23 protein-coding genes are annotated in these 21,954 nt (G+C 68.8%); 13 read left to right on the forward strand and 10 right to left on the reverse strand.

Annotated features, from left to right (window positions below; all coding sequences use genetic code 11):
* Window positions 1-3 precede the first annotated feature (3 nt).
* From PK98_RS12305 to PK98_RS12320, 4 genes are read right to left on the reverse strand one after another with little or no spacing between them, the layout of a single operon-like run.
* Window positions 4-972, reverse strand: a complete 969-nt coding sequence (locus PK98_RS12305) for a hypothetical protein (protein WP_039097166.1) — start codon at window positions 970-972, stop codon at window positions 4-6.
* A gap of 57 nt (window positions 973-1,029) precedes the next feature.
* The gene (locus tag PK98_RS12310; RefSeq protein WP_039097167.1) at window positions 1,030-1,593 is read right to left on the reverse strand and encodes a DUF559 domain-containing protein; all 564 of its coding nucleotides are present in this window, start codon (window positions 1,591-1,593) and stop codon (window positions 1,030-1,032) included.
* On the reverse strand, window positions 1,590-3,122 hold the full coding sequence (sufB, locus tag PK98_RS12315; protein WP_081996222.1) for a Fe-S cluster assembly protein SufB: 1,533 nt from the start codon (window positions 3,120-3,122) through the stop codon (window positions 1,590-1,592). Before sufB ends, PK98_RS12310 begins: the two co-directional genes overlap by 4 nt.
* Window positions 3,119-3,535 (reverse strand): SUF system Fe-S cluster assembly regulator, encoded by a 417-nt coding sequence (locus PK98_RS12320; protein WP_039097168.1) that lies wholly within the window; start codon window positions 3,533-3,535, stop codon window positions 3,119-3,121. Before PK98_RS12320 ends, sufB begins: the two co-directional genes overlap by 4 nt.
* 398 nt (window positions 3,536-3,933) lie before the next feature.
* On the opposite strand from PK98_RS12320, the gene PK98_RS12325 reads away from it, so the two are divergent.
* Window positions 3,934-4,965: a quinone-dependent dihydroorotate dehydrogenase gene (locus PK98_RS12325; protein ID WP_039097169.1), complete on the forward strand. Its 1,032-nt coding sequence runs from the start codon at window positions 3,934-3,936 to the stop codon at window positions 4,963-4,965.
* Here PK98_RS12325 and ggt read toward each other — a convergent pair.
* Window positions 4,962-6,710 (reverse strand): gamma-glutamyltransferase, encoded by a 1,749-nt coding sequence (gene ggt, locus PK98_RS12330; RefSeq protein WP_039097170.1) that lies wholly within the window; start codon window positions 6,708-6,710, stop codon window positions 4,962-4,964. The genes PK98_RS12325 and ggt overlap by 4 nt on opposite strands.
* 136 nt (window positions 6,711-6,846) lie before the next feature.
* Between ggt and PK98_RS12335 the strand changes: the two genes are divergently transcribed.
* Window positions 6,847-8,652, forward strand: coding sequence for an AMP-dependent synthetase/ligase (locus PK98_RS12335; protein ID WP_052208627.1), 1,806 nt, complete (start codon window positions 6,847-6,849; stop codon window positions 8,650-8,652).
* Between the two features lie 7 nt (window positions 8,653-8,659).
* Here the strand turns inward: PK98_RS12335 and PK98_RS12340 are convergent, their stop codons facing one another.
* A complete protein-coding gene (locus PK98_RS12340; protein ID WP_039097171.1) occupies window positions 8,660-9,370 on the reverse strand; it encodes an anti-sigma factor in 711 nt (236 codons plus the stop codon).
* The gene (locus PK98_RS12345) at window positions 9,360-9,983 is read right to left on the reverse strand and encodes a sigma-70 family RNA polymerase sigma factor (protein WP_052208629.1); all 624 of its coding nucleotides are present in this window, start codon (window positions 9,981-9,983) and stop codon (window positions 9,360-9,362) included. The genes PK98_RS12340 and PK98_RS12345 overlap by 11 nt, the downstream gene beginning before the upstream one ends.
* A gap of 108 nt (window positions 9,984-10,091) precedes the next feature.
* Here PK98_RS12345 and PK98_RS12350 point away from each other — a divergent pair, with 108 nt between their 5' ends.
* Window positions 10,092-11,075: a ferritin-like domain-containing protein gene (locus PK98_RS12350; protein WP_039097172.1), complete on the forward strand. Its 984-nt coding sequence runs from the start codon at window positions 10,092-10,094 to the stop codon at window positions 11,073-11,075.
* A gap of 50 nt (window positions 11,076-11,125) precedes the next feature.
* On the forward strand, window positions 11,126-12,178 hold the full coding sequence (locus PK98_RS12355; protein WP_039097173.1) for a ferritin-like domain-containing protein: 1,053 nt from the start codon (window positions 11,126-11,128) through the stop codon (window positions 12,176-12,178).
* A gap of 58 nt (window positions 12,179-12,236) precedes the next feature.
* On the opposite strand, the gene hemE is transcribed toward PK98_RS12355, so the two are convergent.
* The gene (gene hemE / locus PK98_RS12360) at window positions 12,237-13,265 is read right to left on the reverse strand and encodes a uroporphyrinogen decarboxylase (RefSeq protein ID WP_039097174.1); all 1,029 of its coding nucleotides are present in this window, start codon (window positions 13,263-13,265) and stop codon (window positions 12,237-12,239) included.
* A gap of 294 nt (window positions 13,266-13,559) precedes the next feature.
* Here hemE and PK98_RS12365 point away from each other — a divergent pair, with 294 nt between their 5' ends.
* From PK98_RS12365 to PK98_RS12405, 9 genes are all read left to right on the forward strand, one after another.
* Complete coding sequence (locus PK98_RS12365; RefSeq protein ID WP_039097175.1) at window positions 13,560-14,414, forward strand: pyruvate, water dikinase regulatory protein; 855 nt, start codon at window positions 13,560-13,562, stop codon at window positions 14,412-14,414.
* On the forward strand, window positions 14,411-14,995 hold the full coding sequence (locus PK98_RS12370; protein WP_039097176.1) for a Maf family protein: 585 nt from the start codon (window positions 14,411-14,413) through the stop codon (window positions 14,993-14,995). The genes PK98_RS12365 and PK98_RS12370 overlap by 4 nt, the downstream gene beginning before the upstream one ends.
* On the forward strand, window positions 14,992-15,858 hold the full coding sequence (locus tag PK98_RS12375; protein ID WP_039097177.1) for a shikimate dehydrogenase family protein: 867 nt from the start codon (window positions 14,992-14,994) through the stop codon (window positions 15,856-15,858). Before PK98_RS12370 ends, PK98_RS12375 begins: the two co-directional genes overlap by 4 nt.
* Entirely contained in the window at window positions 15,855-16,466 is a 612-nt protein-coding gene (gene coaE, locus PK98_RS12380) for a dephospho-CoA kinase (RefSeq protein ID WP_039097178.1), read from the forward strand. Before PK98_RS12375 ends, coaE begins: the two co-directional genes overlap by 4 nt.
* A gap of 5 nt (window positions 16,467-16,471) precedes the next feature.
* Window positions 16,472-17,176: a DNA polymerase III subunit epsilon gene (dnaQ, locus tag PK98_RS12385; RefSeq protein WP_039097179.1), complete on the forward strand. Its 705-nt coding sequence runs from the start codon at window positions 16,472-16,474 to the stop codon at window positions 17,174-17,176.
* 88 nt (window positions 17,177-17,264) lie between these two features.
* On the forward strand, window positions 17,265-17,834 hold the full coding sequence (gene hpf / locus PK98_RS12390) for a ribosome hibernation-promoting factor, HPF/YfiA family (RefSeq protein WP_039097180.1): 570 nt from the start codon (window positions 17,265-17,267) through the stop codon (window positions 17,832-17,834).
* Between the two features lie 120 nt (window positions 17,835-17,954).
* Entirely contained in the window at window positions 17,955-18,416 is a 462-nt protein-coding gene (locus PK98_RS12395; RefSeq protein WP_039097181.1) for a PTS sugar transporter subunit IIA, read from the forward strand.
* Complete coding sequence (locus tag PK98_RS12400; RefSeq protein WP_039097182.1) at window positions 18,417-18,740, forward strand: DUF1491 family protein; 324 nt, start codon at window positions 18,417-18,419, stop codon at window positions 18,738-18,740. It begins immediately after the preceding gene.
* A 239-nt stretch (window positions 18,741-18,979) separates the two neighbouring features.
* Window positions 18,980-19,645, forward strand: a complete 666-nt coding sequence (locus PK98_RS12405) for a cell wall hydrolase (protein ID WP_039097183.1) — start codon at window positions 18,980-18,982, stop codon at window positions 19,643-19,645.
* Window positions 19,646-19,704: 59 nt separating this feature from the next.
* On the opposite strand, the gene PK98_RS12410 is transcribed toward PK98_RS12405, so the two are convergent.
* Both PK98_RS12410 and PK98_RS12415 read right to left on the reverse strand, forming a co-directional pair.
* On the reverse strand, window positions 19,705-20,472 hold the full coding sequence (locus tag PK98_RS12410) for a LytR/AlgR family response regulator transcription factor (protein ID WP_039097661.1): 768 nt from the start codon (window positions 20,470-20,472) through the stop codon (window positions 19,705-19,707).
* Window positions 20,473-20,477: 5 nt separating this feature from the next.
* A complete protein-coding gene (locus PK98_RS12415; RefSeq protein ID WP_235425502.1) occupies window positions 20,478-21,722 on the reverse strand; it encodes a sensor histidine kinase in 1,245 nt (414 codons plus the stop codon).
* Window positions 21,723-21,954: the final 232 nt, after the last annotated feature.

Raw genomic sequence — 21,954 nt, forward strand, 5'->3', positions numbered from 1 at the left:
GTGTCAGTCCAGCAGCGGGGCGAAGCGGCGCCCCTTCAGGTGATGCGCAATGGCGCGAATGGTGTTGCGGAGGCCCTTGCGCCGGCGTGCCACATCGGCGCGCAGCTCGGCCATGAAGGCGGCAGGAACGAAGGGTCCGGCGGCCGGGCGGGCCAGCAGGTGCTTGTCTGCGGGCAGATGCAGGATCGCGCATTGCTGCGCATCGGCCAGCCGCCCCAGCCGGCGCGTCATCGGAACCGACCACCAGCGTGCCACCAGACCGGCGGCGCCCGCATCGTTGAGGGCATAGCCATTGTCGATCAGCCGGTTCAGCGCGGCAGACAGGACCATCTCGTCGCCGCTGTGATACATGTCGCTGCCGACCGCATCGCGATAGGTGGGCCAGAGGTGCGCGACCGTCTGCCACAGGCCGGCGAAATCCGCCTGGCGCCCGGCCAGGAACTCCCCGCCGAACCAGCGTTGCGTATCCAGCGGCACGCGCGCGACCTGCTCCAGGCTGGCGATGGCCGCCCGGTGCTTCGGGCCGCCGAGGATCTCGTGCGCGATGTCATAGGCCCACAGGCCGGGCCGGTCGGGAAACTCCAGCGGTTTCAACGCGACCACATCCAGGTCCAGCAGCGCCGGGAACGGGCCGAAGCGCCCTTCGGCGAACAGCCGCAGCAGCTCCAGCTTAAAGTGCGCGGAATAGAACCGGACACCCGGTGGCACGTCCAGCGTGAAGGCGACCTCCTCGACCGCGACCGATCCGGTGCCGCCGGCCTGCGCCACCAGGGCGTCGACCCGCGCGGCATCGTTGACCAGCAGGGTAAAGGCCTGGCCATGCTGCCGCAGCGAGCCCGCAAGCGTCAGCGCGTTCCGGACATAGAGCAGCAGCGGATCGCCGCCGCCCGTGCCCACATTGGCATGCCGTTCCGTCCGGTCGCCGCAATACAGCAGGCCGCAGATGGCGCTTGGCCGCACGGTCCCGCTCATGCCGCATCACCCGCGCCGCCAACCGGCACGGGCCGGCGCTGCAGGGGCATGACGATCCTACCGCTTGTTGTCATATCCGGTCCTGCCCGGTCCCGAGCGCCCCGGCCCGCCACGCGGCGGTCCGTCGCGGCCGGGTAGGCGACCGCTGGTCTGGCCCGGATTGGCGCGGTAATGCGCCTTGCGCGCGGTCTGCTTGTCGCCGATGCGCATCCGCATGCCGGCCGCGATGCGCGGCAGCAGGGCGTCCATGTCGGTGAGGATCTCCTCGGCCTTAAGGTGCATGGTGCGGATGCCGACCGCTTCCAGGCTCTTGTCGCGCCGGTGAGTCAGCGGATCGCCTTCCTCGTCGATGGCGATCGCCATGCCCAGTTCAAGGCAGGCGAAGTCGACAATGGCGCTGCCGATCACCGGGAACTGCTTCCAGCTATATTGCCCGAAATCGGCCTCGGCGAAGCGGTCGGCCAGCGCCTTGTGCGCGTCGGTCGGGTGCCGGCGCATGTCACGCGCCCGTTCGTGCAGCTGGTCCAGCCGGGCAGAGTTGATCTCCCACCCGCGGCCCTTCTTCTTGATGGCCGGCGGGTCGGTGGCTTCACGGACGCCAAGGGTCTTGCGTTCGGTCACCCCACGCTCCCTTCCAGGCTGATCGCCAGCAGCTTCTGCGCCTCGACCGCGAACTCCATCGGCAGCTCCTTCAGCACTTCCTTGGCGAAGCCGTTGACGATCAGCGCCACGGCCGCCTCGCTGTCGAGGCCGCGCTGCATGGCGTAGAACAGCTGGTCGTCGCTGATCTTGCTGGTGGTTGCCTCATGCTCGATCTGCGCGCCGGGGTTGCGCACCTCGATATAGGGCACCGTATGCGCGCCGCATTGGTCGCCCAGCAGCAGGCTGTCGCACTGGGTGAAGTTGCGCACGCCATCGGCATTGGCGGCCACGCGCACCAGCCCGCGATAGGTGTTGTTCGACTTGCCGGCGGAGATGCCCTTGGAGATGATGGTCGAGCGCGAGCCCTTGCCATTGTGGATCATCTTGGTGCCGGTATCGGCCTGCTGGTGGTTGTTGGTGACCGCGATCGAGTAGAACTCGCCCACCGAATCCTCGCCATTCAGCACGCAGGACGGATACTTCCAGGTGACGGCGCTGCCCGTCTCCACCTGCGTCCAGCTGATCTTGGACCGGGCGCCCTGGCACAGGCCGCGCTTGGTGACGAAATTGTAGATGCCGCCCTTGCCCTCGGCGTCGCCGGGATACCAGTTCTGGACGGTGGAGTACTTGATCTCCGCATCCTCCATCGCGACCAGCTCCACCACCGCGGCGTGCAGCTGGTTCTCGTCCCGCATCGGCGCGGTGCAGCCTTCCAGGTAGCTGACATAGCTGCCCTTCTCGGCGATGATCAGCGTGCGCTCGAACTGGCCGGTATTCTCCGCATTGATGCGGAAATAGGTCGACAGGTCCATCGGGCAGCGGACGCCTTCGGGAATGTAGACGAAGGTGCCGTCGGAAAAGACCGCGCTGTTCAGCGTGGCGAAGAAGTTGTCGCGCTGCGGCACGACCCGCCCCAGCCACTTGCGGATCAGCTCCGGATATTCGCGGATCGCCTCGCTGATCGACCGGAAGATCACGCCGGAAGCCTCCAGCTCCTTGCGGAAGGTGGTGGCGACGCTGACGCTGTCGAACACCGCATCCACCGCCACGCGGCGGGCGCCCTCGACACCGGCCAGCAGCTCCTGCTCGGCCAGCGGGATGCCCAGCTTGTCATAGACCCGGCGGATCTCGGGATCGAGCTCGTCCAGGCTTTCCAGCGTCGGCTTCTGCTTGGGCGCGGCGTAGTAGAACGCGTCCTGGTAATCGATCGGCGCGATGTTCAGCTTGGCCCAGTCGGGCGCCTCCATCGTCTGCCACAGGCGGAACGCCTTCAGCCGCCAGTCGAGCATCCATTCCGGCTCGTTCTTCTTGGCGGAAATGAACCGCACCGTGCTCTCGTCCAGGCCCTTGGGGGCGAACTCGGTGTCGATCTCGCTGGACCAGCCATGCTGGTAATCGGCCGCGCTCGCCGCTGCTTCGCGCGCGGCAAGATCGGTCACTTCGGGCGTGTCCCGTTCGGCCGTATCGACCAGGTCACGGGTGTCGGAGGTCAGGATAGACTCGCTCATGCCGGTACTTCCATCTGTGCCAGGCGGGTCAGCGGCACATCGGCCAGCGCCCCGCGCAGGGCATCGTTCACAGCGCCCCAATGCGGGCGCACGGTGCAGCAGCCATCCAGCGCACAATCATGGCGCTGCCCCTGCGTGCAATTGGTCAGGGCGATCGGCCCGTCGACGGCTTCCACGATTTCCGCCAGCGTGATCCCCGCCGCCGGGCGCGCCAGTTGCAGGCCACCACGCGCGCCGCGTTCCGATACCAGCAGCCCGGCCGCGGCCAGCTTGCCAGCCAGCTTCTGCATGGTGGGCAGCGGCACACGGGTTTCCGCTGCCAGGCTGGCCGCGCTGAAACGCGCCCCGGTCGGCTGGCGGGCGGCGGCCGTCATCGCGACCACCGCATAATCGGCAAGGTTGGACAAGCGCATGGTGGACCTTCGAAACTGGCGACCAGCGGGCGATTCTCAAATAGGATCGCTGCGGTCCGATTTCACCTAATGCCCCGGCAGATCGTTTTCAACCGGAACGATCGGGATCGCAGACGCAAAAAAAGGGCGGCCCATGCACGAATGCGCGGGCCGCCCTGTAAAGTCAGAACTCGTTGCATTCCTGCCTCGAGCCCTTCGGGTCGCACAGGTCATGTAGCTGATTCGCCATTCAGCGGCTTGTAGGAATGCGACAGTTAGCAGGGTAATTTTCTGACGAATGTTAGGAAAGCATCATCAGATCGCCGCCAAGGACGACAAATGGCAACTGGTGGCAGATTTGTGACGCTGCGGCGCAGCAATCGACAGCGCGGGCGCACGATGCCATAGGCGCGGCCATCATGCTTTACCGGTTGCTGCGGCCCGCCCTGTTCACCATCGATCCCGAACAGGCCCACGAACTGTCCCTGAAATGGCTGGAGCATCGACGGCCGGGGCCACCCGTTGCGAATGGTACTTGCGCGATCAACGTGGCGGGGATCACCTTCCCCAATCCGGTCGGTCTGGCGGCCGGCTACGACAAGGATGCCCGCGTGCCCGATGCACTGCTGGGCATGGGCTTCGGCTTCGTGGAGGTGGGATCGATCACTCCGCGCCCGCAGGCCGGCAACCCCAGGCCCCGGCTGTTCCGCCTCGCAGCGGACCGGGCGGTGATCAACCGCATGGGATTCAACAATGGCGGCTCTGAAATCGCGGCGCAGCGACTGGCGCGTCGAGCCGCTTCCGGCATCCTGGGCGTGAACCTGGGGGCCAACAAGGATTCGCCGGACTGGATCGCCGATTACAGCCACATGGCGCGCGTCATGGCGCCATTCGCCACCTACCTGGCGGTCAATGTGTCCAGCCCCAACACGCCGGGGCTGCGCGCGATGCAGGATGCGGGCGCGCTGGGCGCGCTGCTGGATGCGGTGCTGGCGGCACGCGGGGCGGACGGCCCGCCGGTGTTCCTGAAGGTCGCGCCCGATCTGCTGCCGGCCGACATCGACGATATCGCCCGCATCGCCATGGACCGGCAGCTGGGCGCGCTGATCGTGTCCAACACCACGATCTCCCGCCCGGCCCTGCGATCGCCCCAGGCGGACGAGACCGGCGGGCTGTCGGGCGCGCCACTGAAGGCGCTGGCGCTGGAACGGCTGCGTGACTTCCGCCAGGCGACCGGCGGTGCGCTGCCGCTGATCGGCGTGGGCGGGATCGGCAATGGCGTGGATGCGTGGCAACGGATCAAGGCCGGCGCCAGCCTGGTGCAGCTGTACAGCGCGCTGGTCTATCGCGGCCCGGGCATCGCCCGCACCATGGCCGACGATCTGGAGCGGCTGATGCAGCGCGAAGGCTTCGCCACCCTAGCCGAGGCCGTCGGCAGCGAGGCCGGTTAGGGCTGCCGCGGCGCCGTTTCCGCCACCGCGCGCCCTTCGCGCCGGGGGTCGTAGCCGCCGTCGAACACGCCATTGCGGATCATCACCGCATGCACACCCGAATCCTCGCCTTGACCGGGCTTGAGGTCGATGCCGCGTGCGGCCAGCCCGGCCAGCAGCTCCGGCGTGAACTTCGTCACCTCCCCCTGGAAGGCATTGCCGCGCGCGACCAGGTTGGGCAGCGCCAGCGCGTCCTGCGCCGGCAGGCCCCAGTCGATCGCCGCGACCAGGCTCTTGCCGACATAGGCGAGAATCGAATTACCCCCGGCCGATCCCATCGCGCCGGCAAAGCGCCCCTGCCCGTCCACCAGCACCAGCGGCGTCATGGAGGATCGCGGCCGCCTGCCCGGCGTCACCGCATTGGCCGCCGCCGTGCCGTCGGGCAGCAGCGGGGCGAAGGCGAAGTCGGTCATCTGGTTGTTCAGGAAGAAACCGTCGACCATGCGGCCGCTGCCGAAGATCGATTCCACGGTGGTGGTCATGGACACCACGTTGCCCTGCGCATCGCCCACCACGAAATGCGTGGTGCCGGCAGGCTCCCGCGTGCGGTCGGCCGCGCGGGCGGGAGCCCCCGGCGGGGTGCCGGCCACCGGTGCCGGCCCGGCGCGCTCGCCGATCAGCCGTGCCCGCGACGCGACATAGGCCGGGTCCAGCAGCCCCGCGACCGGCACGTCGACAAAGGCGCTGTCGCCCACATACAGGTCGCGATCGGCATACATCAGCCGGCTCGCCTCCGCGAACAGGAACCAGCCCTGCGGATCCTGCGGGCCGCGCTCCGCGATGTCGGTCCGTTCGAGCAGCGCCAGCAATTGCAGAAGGCCCACGCCGCTGGACGGCGGCGGCGGCACGCAGACCATGTACACCCGGTAGCTGCCGCACACCGCATCGCGCTTCAGCGGCTGGTAGCCGGCGAGATCGGCGAGAGTCATGGTGCCCCCCAGCGGGCCGGCCTGGGTCCGGGCGACGATCCGTTGCGCCGTCTCCCCGCGATACAGCGCATCGGTGCCCTGCGTGGCTAGGCGGCGCAGGAACGCAGCGTAGGCCGGGTTGCGCAGGGTATCGCCGGGATCGAGCAGCGTGCCGTCCGCCTCCGCGAAATAGGCCCGCACGTCAGGCGCCTGCAGCTGCGGGAAGCCGCCCCCCAGGAAACGGCCGAGCCGGGGGGAGACGGTGAAGCCGTCCTCCGCCGTGCGGATCGCATCGGCGAACAGCCCGTCCCACGACAGTTCGCCATGTTCGCCCTGCACCATCGCCAGCATCCGCACCGCGCCGGGCACGCCCGTCGCGCGCCCGCTGGTGACCGCGGCGGAGAAGTCCAGCGGGCGGCCATTGTCGTCCAGGAACATGTCGGCCGTCGCGCCGGCGGGGGCGGTCTCCCGCCCGTCATAGATCGCGACCTCACCAGTCTCGCCGTCGAACCAGGTCATGAAGGCGCCACCGCCCACGCCGCTGCTTTGCGGTTCCACCAGCGAAAGCATCGCCTGCACCGCCACCGCCGCATCCGCCGCGCTGCCACCGCGACGCAGCACGGCCATGCCGGCCTCCACCGCCAGCGGATTGGCGGCGGACACGAAGATCTGCGGCTCTGCCAGTGCCGACGTGGTGACCGGACCCCGGGTCGCCAGTGAGGCATCCGCCGGCAAGGTCGCGCAGGCGGTGGTGAACAGCGCGCCGATCAGCGCCGCGAATGTGCCAAGCCGTGCCATCACCTGTTCCCCTGCGTGCAAACCCTTGGCGTCCGTGATGGGGCAGTCCGTTCGCAGGTGCAAGGTAGCAGCCGCTTGCCCGGCTGGCGGGCGTGCCGTAACCCCGCTGCACCGGCACGACATGGCCGGGCAGAGGATGAAAGGGGCTTTGTTGCAACTCGCGGATTTTCCCGCCGCCAGCAGCCTGGTGCGCCTGTTCTTCGATCGCGCCGATGCCTTGCGCGATGCTCCCTTCCTAGGTCGCAAGCATGGCGGCACGTGGACGACGCTGAGCTGGGCGGAGGCGGCCGACCGGGTCTGCCTGCTGGCGCAGGCGTTACGCGAACTGGACCTCGCCACCGGGGACCGGGTGCTGATCGTGGCGGAGAACCGGCCCGAATGGTGCATCGCCGACATCGCGATCATGGCCGCGGGGCTGGTCACCACCCCTGCCTACATCACCAACACCGCCGCAGATCACGCGCATATCCTGGCCGATAGCGGCGCGCGCGCGGTGATCGTCAGCGGCGGCAAGCTGCTGGCACCGCTGCTGCAGGCGATGCGCGAAACCGGCGTGGCACAGCATCTGGTGGTGATGGACGGCGACCTGCCCGATGCCACCGCGCAGCCCTTCGCCGTGCACCGCTGGGCCGACCTGGTCGATCCGGGCGCGCCGGAGGACGGCCGCGCCGCACATGCCCGCACCGCTGCGGAACTGCGCCAGTCGGGCGTGGGGCGGACCGATCTTGCCTGCATCATCTACACCAGCGGCACCGGCGGGGTGCCGCGCGGGGTGATGCTGTCGCATGGTGCGATCCTGGCCAATGTCGCCGGCGCCGCGACCGCGCTGGTGGGCGATTATGGCTGGCACACCGAACGGTTCCTGTCCTTCCTGCCGCTCAGCCACGCCTACGAGCATACGGCCGGGCAATGGCTGCCGGTCGGGCTGGGCGCGGAGATCTGGTACGCCGAAAGCCTGGAGAAGCTGGCCGGCAACATGGCGGAGGCATCCCCCACGCTGATGGTGGTGGTGCCCCGCCTGTTCGAGGTGCTGCGCGCGCGGATCATCAAGCAGGTGGCCGGCCAGGGCAAGCTGGCGCAGCGTCTGATGGATCAGGCGCTGGCGCTGGGCACGCGGCAGGCGGCGGGCACGTACCGGCTGGGCGACAAGCTGCTGGACCTGGCGCTGGACCGCACGCTGCGCCCCAAGATCCGTGCGCGGTTCGGCGGGCGGATCAAGGCGCTGGTGTCGGGCGGGGCGCCGCTCAACCCGGAGGTCGGACGCTTCTTCCAGTCGCTCGGCCTGCCGCTGCTGCAGGGCTATGGCCAGACGGAGGCGGCGCCGGTGATCAGCTGCAACTATCCCAGCGCCGGCATCGCCATGGAAACGGTCGGCCCCCCGCTGCAGGGCAACGAGGTGCGCGTGGCGCCCGATGGCGAGCTGCTGGTGCGCGGCGAGCTGGTGATGAACGGTTACTGGAACAATCCGGAGGAAACAGCCAAGGCGCTGATCGATGGCTGGCTGCACACCGGCGACATCGGCCATTTCGATCATCGTGGCCGGATCGTCATCACCGATCGCAAGAAGGACCTGATCGTCAACGACAAGGGCGACAATGTCGCGCCGCAGCGGGTGGAAGGCATGCTGACCCTGCAGCCGGAAATCGCGCAGGCGATGCTGTATGGCGACCGCCGCCCCTACATGGTGGCGCTGCTGGTGCCCGATGCCGAATGGCTGACCGAACGCGGCATCACGGAGCCGGAGGCAATCCGCAGCGTGCTGGACGTGGCGGTATCCCGGGTGAATGCATCGCTGGGGGTGGTGGAACGCATCCGCCGCTTCACCCTGGCGGACGCGCCCTTCGCGATCGACAATGGCGAGCTGACGCCCAGCATGAAGATCCGCCGCCACATGATCCGCGCCCGGTACGAGGACCGGCTGGGCGCGCTGTACCGCAGCTAGGCCGCGATCAGCTCGTCACCAGCGGCCCCGCCGCGATCACTTCGCCGGTCGGCAGTCCCGTGGGGGACCCGCCAGCGGGCTCGATCGAGATGGCAATCGTCTCGTCCGGCTGCAGCACCAAGTCACCCTCGATGCGGATGGTGGCGCGATTGCCGGGGCTCAGCAGGCCCAGCGCCCGCGGCACATTGTCGCTGCCGATGCGCCACAGTTCCGCGGCGCGGTCCGCCGGCACGGTGATGGTGGCGGTCAGGCGCAGGGTCCGGGTCTGCTGGTCGTACACGGCGGCGACCGGTGCGCGGTCGATGCCCTTGCCTGGTGCCAGCACGGCGACCAGCGGCGGTGGCGCAGCCACGGGCACCTCGACCACGCGCTCCGTCACGCGCTCGATCACCTCCGGCCCGGGCATCAGCAGCAGCGCCGCCAGCCCCGCGGCCAGCGCGCCCGACAGCATCCCGCCGCCGAACCACGGCCATGGGCGGCGGGCGGAGACAACCCGCACCGGAGCAGTCAGCCGTTCCTCGATCCCCTCCAGCAGGCCGGCGGGCGGATCGGCAGGCACCGCATCGTCGGCCAGACCGGCGAACTGTTCCTGCCACCACGCGGTCTCCGCCGCGAACTCCGCATCGGTCAGCAGGCGTGCGCGCGCGGCGACCAGCTCCGGCCCTTCCAGCAAGCCCAGCGCGAGCTCGGCGGCGAGGAATTGATCGTCAGGATTCATTGTTCAGGCACTTCCGCAACTGGAGCAGCCCCCGCCGCACCGTGCTCTTCATGGTTGCCAGCGGCACGCCTTCGCGCCGGGCAAGGTCGCTGTAGGTCAGGCCGCCCAGGAACGCCGCGCGGATCGCCCGGCGCGGCTTGTCCTCCAGGATCATCAGGCAGTCATGCAGCTGCTGCACCTCCTGCTGCCGGATCATCGCTTGGTCGGCCGGAACAGCATCGTCCGCCGCATCGTGGGCCCGGGCACTCCCGTCCCCGGAGACTGCGGGTGCAAAGCGGCCATTCGCCCGTTTCCAGTCGATCGCCCGGTTGCGGGCGATGGTTGCCATCCAGGTGATCGGACTGGCGCGGGCCGCATCGAAGCTGGAGGCACGGCGCCAGATGATCACATATACCTCCTGCAGCACATCCTCGGCCGCCTGCCGCTCCCCACAGATACGCAGGCAGATGCCGAACAGCTTCGCCGCGGTCAGCTGGTACAGCAGCTTGAAGGCTTGCCGGTCCTGCATGCCGGTGGCGATCAAGGCACCCTGCAGAGTGCTGCGGCGGGAGGATTCAGGCGTATCCGGGTTGCCCGGCTGCAAGGTGGCGGGCTGATCGATTCCGATGCCCATTATTTATTTGCTCGCAATTGCATCCGCAACGACCCCCCAGGCGTAGTTGAGAAAGCCCGCACGACCATAACCGTTCCCCAACAGCTGGCGGGCACACGGGAGGTGCCAATGACGTTGCCACAAGAACAGGTCATGGAAGCGTTCGAATCGCGTGCGGAACGCCGCGCCGACCGGCGGGCTTTCTTCACCGCCGCAGTAGGTGCCGCCGCAGTCGGCTCCGCCTTTGCCTATTCCAACCCGGCCGCCGCTCAGGCTGCCGTGACCGATGCCGATGTGCTGAACTTCGCGCTCAATCTCGAATATCTCGAGGCACAGTTCTACCTCTTTGCCGTGAACGGCGCCGGCCTCCCGGCCAACCTGACCACCAGCGGCAGCGGCGCAGCTGGCGGCACCGTTACGGGCGGCGCATTGGTGAACTTCACCAGCGACCCGCTGACCGGCGCCTATGCGCGCGAGATCGCAGCGGACGAGCAGGCGCATGTCGCCTTCCTGCGCACTGCGCTGGGTTCCGCTGCAGTCGCGATGCCCAACATCAACATCTCCGGCGATGCCAACGGCCCGTTCACCGCTGCTGCGCGTGCGGCCGGCGTGGTGCCTGCAGGCGGGGTGTTCAATCCCTATTCCTCGCCGGAGAACTTCCTGCTGGGCGCGTTCATCTTCGAGGATGTCGGCGTCACCGCGTACAAGGGCGCAGCCCCGCTGCTCACCAACAAGACCTTCCTGGAAGCCGCTGCCGGCATCCTGGCGGTCGAGGCCTATCATGCGGCGATCGTGCGCACGACGCTGTATGCCAAGGGCATCCCGGCACTGATCGACGCGACGGAGCAGATCTCCAACGCGCGTGACACGCTGGACGGCACCGTCACCGACGACCTGATCCGGGGCATCGGCGCCGATGCCGACCAGGGCATCCGTCCCACCGGCAGCGGCAGCACGCTGACTTCCAACATTGCCCCGCTCAACAGCAATGGCTTGGCCTACAGCCGGACCACGGGACAGGTGTTGAAGATCGTCTATCTCAACGCCGGCACCACCACGATGGGCGGCTTCTTCCCCAACGGCGTGAACGGCACCATCCGCTCGACCACCTGAGCGACCGGGACCGATCCGTTTCACGACCAGTCTACAGGGAATATTTCACCATGATCGACCCAAGCAATGCACTCGATATCCTCGCCGCCGCACAGGCCCGCAAGGGCGCCCGCCGCCAGTTCCTGAAGATCGCCGGCGGCAGTTCGCTGGCGGTCGGCGGCCTCGCCATGCTGGGCGGCTGCTTCGGCGACGATGACGATGGCGAAGTCATCGTCCCGGCGCCGACGCCGACCCCCGCCCCCTCCGCACCGACCGACGCGGACATCCTGAACCTGGCGCTGAACCTCGAATATCTCGAGGCGCAGTTCTACCTGTTCGCGATCAATGGCGCGGGCCTGCCCGCCAACCTGACCGCGAGCGGAACAGGCACCGCCGGCGGTACCGTCACCGGGGGATCGCAGGTCAACTTTACCGCCGATCCGCTGGTGGGTGCCTATGCCCGCGAGATCGCGGCCGAAGAACAGCAGCACGTCGCCTTCCTGCGCGCCGCGCTTGGCAGCGCCGCCGTGGCGATGCCCAACATCAACATCTCGGGCGATGCCAATGGCGCCTTCACCGCGGCGGCCCGGGCGGCCGGCGTGGTCGGCGCGACCGAGACGTTCAATCCCTACGCTTCGCCCAACAACTTCCTGCTCGGGGCCTTCATCTTCGAGGATGTGGGCGTCACGGCATACAAGGGCGCGGCCCCGCTGCTGACCAGCAAGGTCTTCCTGGAAGCGGCAGCCGGCATCCTGGCAGCAGAAGCCTATCACGCCGGGCTGGTCCGCACGGTACTGACGGCCCGGGGGGTCAACACCGCAGCGCTGGTCACCGCGGCGGAGCGTATCTCCAATGCCCGTGATACGCTGGATGGAGCGCCGGCGGACGATCTGATCCGCGGCATCGGTGCCGACGACGATCAGGGCATCACCCTGACCGGCAGCGGCAACACGCTGACGGCGAACCTGGTGCCGACCAACTCCAATGGTCTCGCCTACAGCCGCTCCAGCCAGCAGGTGCACAACATCGTGTACCTGAACGCCACGGGGACCAACCGCACTGGCGGCGGGTTCTTCCCCAACGGGACGAATAACGGCAACCCGGCTCTGCGCGTCGGTCTCTGATCGTCCTTCAACCCTTTCGGGGCGGCACCTCCCCTGTTTCAGGCCGCCCCGGAAACCCCTAGCTACGCTGCCACCCCCGCGCCGCCGCCAGCAGGCGGTCAACGTGGGGGATCGGCGTTTCCTTGTCGATCCCATGTCCCAGGTTGAAGACATGCGGCCGGTCGGCAAAGGCATCCAGGATCGCATGGGTGCGTTCCTCCAGATCCGCGGTGCCAGCCAGCAGCAGCAGGGGGTCCAGATTGCCCTGCACCGGCATGTTCGCTGGCAGCTCGCGCGCTGCCCATAGCGGGTCGACCGTCTCGTCCACGCCTACCGCATCCACACCCGTTTCCCGCGCATAGGCCGGCAGCTTGGCACCCGCCCCCTTGGGGAAGCCGATCACCGGCACATCGGGGCAGCGCGCCTTGAAGGCGGAGACGATGGCGGCATTGGGCGCGATCACCCAGCGTTCGAACTCGGCCGGGGCCAGGCTGCCGGCCCAGCTGTCGAACAGCTGCACCGCCTCGGCCCCCGCCTCCGCCTGCTTCACCAGATATTCGACCGTACAGCCGATGATCGCATCCACGATCGCCTGCACCGCCGCCGGGTCGCGATAGGCCAGGGCGCGGGCGACGTGCTGGTCACGGCTGCCCTCGCCCGCGATCATGTAGGTGGCCACCGTCCATGGACTGCCGGCAAAGCCCAGCAAGGTCACCTCCGGCGCCAGTTGCGCCCGCACCAGGGCCACGGTGCGATACACCGGCTCAAGGCGCTGTGGCACGGCTTCCAGCCCTCCCAGCGTGGCATCCACCAGCCGCGGGGAGAGCCGGGGCCCTTCGCCGGCCATGAATTGCAGATCCTGACCCAGCGCATGCGGCACCACCAGAATGTCCGAAAACAGGATTGCCCCGTCCAGCCCGAAGCGGCGGATCGGCTGTACCGTCACCTCCGCGGCGGCCGGTGAATCATGCACCAGCGCCAGGAACCCGCCCTTCTCCGCCCGCAAGGCCCGGTACTCGGGCAGGTAGCGACCGGCCTGGCGCATCATCCAGATCGGGCGACGGGGGCTGTTGAGCCCATGGAGCGTGTCGAGAAGAAGACCGGGCATGTCTGATCCACATAATAACTAGATTAGAGTCTGGTGATTGAGTCTGTTGGCCCTGTGGAAAACGGGGACAAGCCGCCCTGCCCCATTTTATCCCGGGCGGCCAGCAGCGGCGACCCGGTGCGACTCCCGCCCTCCCCTGAGTCGAGTCAAGGTTTTGCGCCTTATCCCCAGCCTGTGGAGGGAAAACTGCACCTGTGCATTTGGCGCGGTGCGAATCAGCCGACAGTGGGTACGAGAGTCATTGCCGAACTTGTCCCCAGGCTTGTCCCGTGGTTTATGCCTGGATCTATCCACATGGCCCTGCACCTCCATCTTCTCTCGGACTCCACCGGCGAAACGCTGGAGATGATCGCCAAGGCCGCGCTGGCCCTGTTCGACAATCCGCGGGTGGTGCGCCATTTCTGGCCCATGGTGCGCAGCCAGCAGCATCTGGACCGTATCGTGGAGGAACTGGCGCTGCACCCCGGCCTGGTACTCTATACCCTGATCAATCCGGAGAACCGTGCCCGGCTGGAAGAACGCTGCCGCGCGCTGGGCATCGGCCATATCGCCCCGCTCGACCCTGTGACCCGGATGCTGGAAGGGCAGCTGGGACAGATGGCCGGCGGCGGTCGCCCCGGCCGCCAGCACGTGATGGACGAGGCGTATTTCGCACGGGTCGATGCCATCCAGTTCACCATCGCGCATGATGACGGGATCGGGTGGGAAAACTGGGAAGAGGCGGACATCCTGCTGGCGGGTGTGTCGCGTTCGTCCAAGACGCCGACCTCCATCTACCTGGCCAATCGCGGCTACAAGGTCGCCAACATCCCGCTGGTGGTGGAAAGCCCGCCGCCGGCGCAGCTCTATGGCCTGCGCCATCCGCTGGTGGTGGGGCTGACCACCGCGCCCAAGCGCCTGGTGGAGATCCGCCGCAACCGCCTGCTGTCGCTGAACGAGAAGGTGGAGACCGCCTATGTCGACCAGGACCGGGTGGAGGAGGAGGTGGCGCTGGCTCGCCGCATGTTCGCCGACAATGGCTGGCCGGTGATCGACGTCACCCGCCGCTCGATCGAGGAAACGGCTGCGGCCATCATCAAGCTGTACAACGAACGCCAGGCGCGCATCGCCGAAGGGCGGCAGGCGGCCCCTGGACCACGGCCGATATGATCGTGCTCGCATCCGGCAGCGCCAGCCGTCGCGCCATGCTGAAGGCGGCGGGCGTCGCCTTCACCGCCATCCCGCCGGCGCTGGACGAACGCGCGCTGGAAGCCTCGCTGGAAGGCGCCGCGCCTCCGGCAGTCGCCCTCGCGCTGGCCGAGGCAAAGGCGCAGGCGGTCGCGGCCGGGCAGCCCGATGCACTGGTGCTGGGCAGCGATTCACTGGTGGTGGTGGAAGGACAACGGTTCGACAAGCCGGCCAGCCGGCAGGCGGCCGAGGCGCATCTGTCCCACTTCTCCGGCCGCACCATGGAACTGCATTCGGCCGCGGCGCTGGTGCGCGATGGTGCGGTGGTGTGGCGCCATGCGGCGGTGGCGCGGCTGCAGGTCCGGCCGCTGACCGACGCCTTCATCGATCATTATCTCGATCGCGAATGGCCGGCGATCGGCGGCTGCGTCGGCGCCTTCCGTATCGAAGGGCCGGGCGTGCAGCTGTTCGATTCCGTCGACGGCGATCACTTCACCATCCTGGGCATGCCGCTGCTGCCGGTCCTGGGTGCGTTGCGCGACCAGGGTGTGCTGCCGGCATGATTCCCTACGCAGAGGTGATCGGTGATCCGATCGCCCAGTCCAAGTCGCCGGTGATCCATGGCCACTGGCTGGATCGTGCCGGCATCGCAGGCGAGTATCGCCGCTGCCTGGTTACTGCGGACGGGCTGGCCGACTATCTTGCCACCCGGCGCGCCGATCCGGCTTGGCGTGGCTGTAACGTGACCATGCCGCACAAGCAGGCGGTGCTGCCGCTGCTGGACCGGGTCAGCCCGCTGGCGGCGCGGATCGGCGCGGTGAACACGATCGTGCGCGGCGAAGATGGCACGCTCACCGGCCATAACACCGATGCGCCCGGCTTCCTGGAGCCGCTGCGCCCGCTGCTGGCGGAACGGCACCTGCTGCGCATGGCGCGGGTGCTGGGCACCGGCGGGGCGGCGCGGGCGATCGTGGCGGCGCTGGCGGACGAGGGGTTCGTGCTGGTGCTCGCCGGGCGCGATCCGGCCAAGGCCCGCGCGCTGCTGGACGAGCTGGCGCCGGTGCATGGCGGGCTGGAGCATCACGCGGTGGCGCTGGACCACTTTGCCGGTGCGACCGGTTTCGCCTTCGACGACCGGCATGGGATCCTGGACCTGGTGGTCAATGCCAGCCCACTGGGCATGGCGGGGCAGCCGCCGCTGGCGCTCGACCTCAGCCATGTGCCGCCCGGCAGCATCGTCTATGACATCGTCACCCATCCTGCCCGCACCCCGCTGCTGGACGAAGCCGCTGCCGCTGGATTGCCGACGGTGGATGGCCTGACGATGCTGATCGGGCAGGCGGCGGAGGCGTTCGCGCTGTTCTTCGGCGCGCCTGCCCCGCGGCAGGATGGCGATGCGGAGCTGCGCGCGCTGCTGGCCGCATGAAGGTGCTGGGCCTGACCGGCTCCATCGGCATGGGCAAGTCCACTGTCGCCGCCATGTTCGCCGAAGCCGGCGTGCCGGTGTTCGATGCCGATGCCGCCGTGCGCGCGCTGCAGGGTCCCGGCGGTCCGCTGCTGCCTGCCATCGAAGCTGCGTTCCCCGGCACCACCGGCCCCGCCGGCGTGGACCGCCCGGCACTGGGCGCGGCGGTGTTCGGCGAAGCGGCGGCGCTCGCCCGGCTGGAGGGGATCGTGCATCCGGTGGTGCGGGAGGCGCGCGCGGCCTTCCTGCAGGCCCATGCCGCCGCGCCGCTGGTGCTGTTCGACATACCGCTGCTGTTCGAGACCGGCGCCACGCAGGAAGTCGACGCCGTGCTGGTCGTCTCCGCACCGGCACAGGTGCAGCGCGCGCGGGTGCTGGCGCGGCCGGGCATGACAATCGACAGGTTCGAGGCGATCCTGGCACGCCAGCTGCCCGATGCGGAGAAGCGCGCTCGCGCCGACCACCTGATCGACACCGGCACCAGCCACGAGGAGACCCGCGCGGCGGTGCGGGCGTTGGTGGAGAAGCTGACCGCCCCGCTTGCCAGCGACGTCGGATCACGCACATAGGCACCATGCGCGAAATCGTGTTCGATACCGAAACCACCGGCGTGGACCCCGCCACCGGCGACCGCATGGTGGAGATCGGCTGCATCGAGCTGGTCAACCGCATCCCCACCGGGCGCACCTATCACGCCTATTTCAATCCCGGCCGCCCCATGCCGGCGGAGGCGGAGCGGATCCACGGGCTGGGCGATGCCTTCCTGGCGGAACAGCGGGCGTTCCATCACCATGTGATGGAGCTGATCGAGTTCCTGGGCGATTGCCCGCTGGTGGCGCACAATGCGCAGTTCGACTTCGGCTTCCTCAATCACGAACTGCGCCTGTGCGAACATCCGCTGGTGGCGATGGACCGCATGGTCGACACGCTGGCGCTGGCCCGCAAGCGGCATCCGGGTGCCAAGCATTCGCTGGACGCGCTGTGCAGCCGCTACGGCATCGACCGCAGCCACCGCGTGCTGCACGGCGCGCTGCTGGATGCGGAGCTGCTGGCGCAGGTCTATGTCGAGCTGACCGGCGGACGGCAGATCGGCCTGGGGCTGATGGGCGAGGCGGCGGTGCGGGCCGTGGCGGCCGGCGAGGCGCCTGTTGCGGGCAGCGGCTTCCAGCCCAACCGCCGCGCCTACCGCACGCCCCGGCCGCATGGTCCTACACCGGACGAGCTGGCGCGGCACAAAGCCTTCGTCGGGACGTTAAGTTCTCCACTCTGGACGCAATAAGAGCGGCGGGCGCATACTGGTGACAGGTCGCGGGCGCCGACTCCGAAGCGGCCGGGCGACACAAGAACCAGAAGGAGAACCCCCACCCATGGAGATCCGCATTTCCGGCCACCAGATGGACACTGGTGCAGCCTTGCAGGAACATGCCACCGAGCGGCTGGAGGCGATCGCTGAAAAGTATTTCAGCCGGACCCTGTCTTCCACCGTCACCTTCGGCAAGGCGCCGTCAGCGGCGTTCACCTGCGACATCGTGATGCATGTGAACCAGGGACTGATCCTGAAGAGCCACGGCTCCGCCACGGATGTCCACCAGGCCTTCGATCAGGCGGCCGCCAAGGTGGAAAAGCAGCTGCGCCGCTACAAGCGCCGGCTGACCGACCGCAGCGAGCAGCACGAGTTCACCGCGGCGGAGCACGACGCCGCCTACACCGTCTTCGCGGCGGAGGAGCAGGAGGACGAGCTCACCACCGATGCACCGCTGGTGATTGCCGAGACCCGCATCGACGTGCCGGATGTCAGCGTGTCCGACGCAGTGATGCTGCTGGACCTGCGCCACACGGCGGCACTGTTCTTCAAGAATGCCGGCACCGGACGCCACAACATGGTCTATCGCCGGGACGACGGTTCGATCGGCTGGGTGGAACCCGCGCAGGCCTGACCGATCCCGCTCGCGTTGCCGGTGCCTGCGGCTCCGGTAGCGCGAGCACAACTTTTGTTGCCGCACTTCCGACCCGCGCACGGGTAGCGCCAGCTGGCAGGGCGGCCTACAGGCCATGGCATGAGCCCCTTTTTCACCCTCGCGCCGGAGGCGGTCAGCATTGCCACCCTGCCCGACAAGCCAGCCGTGCTGCGCGCGCTGGCCGGGCAGTTCACGCGCGCCTGGGGCCTGGATAGCGGCGCGGTGCTGGATGCGCTGGAGGAACGCGAGCAGCTGGGCAGCACCGGCTTCGGCCGCGGCGTGGCCATGCCGCATTCGCGCATTCCCGGCATTGCCCGCCCGGTGGTCGCGGTGATCCGCCTGAAGCAGCCGATCGACTTCGCCGCGGCCGACGGCATGCCGGTCGGCCTGGTGTTCGGCCTGCTGTCCCCGACCAACAGCGGCGCCACCCATCTGCATGCGCTGGCCGCCCTGTCGCGCCTGGTGCGTGACGAACGCGTACATGAGTCGCTGCTGGATGCCCCCGATGCGGAGGTGCTGTACGGTCTGCTGGCCAATGCCACCGACCGGGATGCCGCCTGAATGGATGCCCGCCTGCCCACCCATCTGGAGGTCGGCGGGCTGATCCGCGCAGTGCAGGCCGCCGGCGGCTTCGCCACCGTCATCGCCACCGGGGAGCGGGATGCCGGCACGCTGATGCTGGTACTGAGCGAGCGCGGCGCGCCGGCGCGCGCGTTCGAGCGGATGCCGCAGCCGGACGGAACGCGTCGCTGGGTGCCGAGTCGCGCACAGGACATGGAGGACCCGCGGGCATTCTGGGACTGGTGCGATCGGCGTCACCGGCAGGACAGCGATCTGTGGGTGCTGGAGCTCGACGTCGCTGACGCAGAACGCCTCATCGGCTGATCCTGCCACAAAGGCGCCACAAAGCTTGACTCGATGTCGGTGGGGGTTAAAGGCCCCGCCACTTCGACAGCGCAGGCAGTGCGGGTGCGGCAGGACGCCGTTCCGCATCGGCGCGCAGACGGGGGGTGGCCGTCAGGCTGCCGGACGGATCGTACGGGTTCACAGCGGCAAGCCATCGGCCTGCCCTGCCCGGTCCGCCGGCCCTGGGCAGGCGCCAACCGCCCTGAGTACCAGGATCAATGTCTTTTACTTCTACCCGCGTCAGGGTGACCGCCCTTGCGCTGACACTGTTTGCTACGCTTTTCGGCGCCACCGGTTCCGGCGCCATCGCCCAGGATGATCTGGGCCCCTATTCCGGCCTTGCCGCGGCCCCTGTGGCGGTTACCCCGCCCGCGCCGCCGGTCCTTGATGAAGCTGCCCAGGACGCAGATGCGCCGCGCTTCGTCGCCGAACCCGTGATCCAGCAATTGCCCGTACCGGCCCAGGCTGACAGCCTGGCCGAGCTGGTGGCGATCCTGCCGACCGAAGCCGACCTGTCCGACGAGATGCAGTGCCTGGCGCAGGCAATCTACTGGGAAGCCCGCGGCGAGGACCTGGACGGCCAGCTGGCCGTGGCCCAGGTCATCATCAACCGGAGCGAGAACCGCCGCTTCCCCGGCAATTATTGCGGCGTGGTGACCCAGCCGGCGCAATTCTCCTTCGTGCAGGGTGGCCGGATCCCCGCCGTGCGCAGCGGCACCCGCGCGTGGCATCGCGCAAAGGCGATCGCCCAGATCGCGCATGACGATCTGTGGGACAGCGAAGTCGGCGATGCGCTGTATTTCCATGCCCGCCGCGTGCGCCCCAGCTGGGCCCACACCAAACTGGCCCGCGCAACGATCGACAGCCACATCTTCTATCGCTGAGCAGGCGTCCTGCGACAGGCTCCGGACCGGCAGGTCGAAGCGCTGGCCCGGAACCGGCCCTATCGCCCGGCCATGGCCTTGACCCGGCGCAGATAGGTCCGGCCGATCCGCAGCGCCGTGCCGTCCGCCAGTTCCACGCACCACACGCCCAGTCCTTCGTGCCGCAGGCCGTGGATGCGGTCGCGGCGCAGGATGGTGGAACGGTGGATGCGGATGAACTGCTGCGGATCCAGCCGCCCTTCCAGCCCGGCGATGGTCTGCAGCAGCAGATGGCTGCGGCCTTCCCCGCCGCCGACATGCAGCCGCACATAGTCACGCTCCGCATCGATGCGCTCGACCTGATCGACCTCGATGCGCAGCAGCTCGGACCGGTGCGGCACCCAGAACTCGCGCAGCCAGCCGGCACCGTCCGCCGCCTCGCCGGCGCCGTTCCGCTCCCGCCGGGTCAGCGCCCGCTCCACCGCGCGGGCCAGGCGGTCGGCGGCGACGGGTTTCAGCACATAGTCCACCGCATCGATGTCGAAGGCCTGCACCGCGAAATCGCCATGCGCGGTGACGAAGATGACGGCGGCATCCGGTACCCGCCTGGCCAGCTGGCGCGCAGTGGCCAGGCCGTCCAGCCCGGGCATGGTCATGTCCAGCAGCAGCAGGTCGGGCCGCAGCCGGTCCGCCAGCCGCAGCGCGGACTCGCCATCGCTGGCCGTGCCGATCACCTGCAGGCCGGACAGCCCGGCGCACAGCACCTGCATCCGTTCGATCGCCAGCGGCTCGTCATCCACGATCAGCGTGCGCAAGGCGCCCCCGTCCGCACCCGTGCCTTCGTCCATGCCGTTCATTCCCCCATGTCTTCGCCAACCAGTGGCAGGTCCAGCCGCGTGCAATAACCGCCGCCGGCTGCCGGGCCGAATGTCACCTGCGCCGCGCTGCCGAAGCGCGCCGCCAGCCGGTCGCGCACATTGGCGAGCCCGATGCCGAACCCGCGATGCGCCGGCGCGGCACCCTCCGGCCGGCCCGGCCCGTCATCGGACACCTCCAGCAGCAGCCGGTCGCCCTCCGCCCGGGCCGCGATGGTGATGGTCACCGTCTGCGTGGTCGGGGCCAGGGCGTGCAGGATGCTGTTCTCCACCAGCGGCTGCAGGATCATGCCGGGCACGCGCACGCCTTCCAGCCCGGCCGGCAGGTCGTAGCGGGTGCGCAGGCGTTGCGGGAAACGCACCGCCTCGATGTCGAGATACAGGCGCTGCAGCTCCAGTTCCTGCCGCAGGGGCACGTCGCCGGTGGGATCGTCGGCCAGCGAATGGCGGTAGAAGGTCGACATGGTGCCGATCATCCGTTCCGCATCCTCCGTGCGCCCGGTCAGCACCAGCGCGGACAGCGAGTTGAGCGTGTTGAACAGGAAATGCGGGTTCACCTGATAGCGCAGCGATCGCAGCTCCGCCGCGCGTGCCGCCCGGCGGTAGGCGCTTTCGCGCCGCTCGGATGCGCGGGCGGCGACGCCGGTCAGCAGCGCCAGGTACAGCGCGCACCAGGCCAGCATCATGAAATACCGGCTGAACACCACCTCCACCAAATAATGCCACGGATCGCCGCGCAGCGATGCGGCGGGCAGGGTAATGCTCTGCCCGGCTGCGGTGATGGCGGGCACCGCGGGCGGCGGCGGCACGGGCGGGACCGGGTCGCCCGGTTCCGGTTCCGGGGCCGGTGGCGGGGGTGGTGCCGGCGGGGCGGGCAGGTCGGGTATGTCGACCAGCAGGTCGCCATTGGGGAACTGGCTGACCGTGAACCCGCGCCGTTCCGCCTCCCGCGTGAAGACGCGTTCCTCCAGCGACTGGAACACCAGCCGGTTGCTCTGCGCCAGCGCCACCGACACGGGCAGCGACAGCAGCAGCGCGGCGATGATCTTCACTGGCAGCGGACGGTGATCGAACAGGCGCAGCACCAGCCACAACGCCAGCGTGATCAGCACGCCGATCGCGCAGGCCAGCGCGCGCCGCCACAGCGTCTCCGCCGGGAAGCCGAAATCCATCAGTTGCGCGCGCAGCGTGCTGAGCAGGAAATAGCACAGCCACAATCCCACGGCGGAGGCGAGCACCGTGCGAATGGCACGCCGCCATGCGGTGCGGGATCTTCGATGGTCGGGGCGCGGTCCATGGCACCGTGTAACGGCGGCGGGGCGGGCGGCGCCAGCGCCGTTGTCGGACGTGGTCGGCCGCTGGTCGATCGCTGGTGGCCGCCGGGCGATCGGGCCCGTCAAACCGCTTGGCGCAGGGCAGGATTCTGTCCTAATGCGCCGCAACAATTCCTTTCAT

Source organism: Croceibacterium mercuriale, from assembly GCF_000802385.1.
GTDB classification, from domain to species: domain Bacteria; phylum Pseudomonadota; class Alphaproteobacteria; order Sphingomonadales; family Sphingomonadaceae; genus Croceibacterium; species Croceibacterium mercuriale.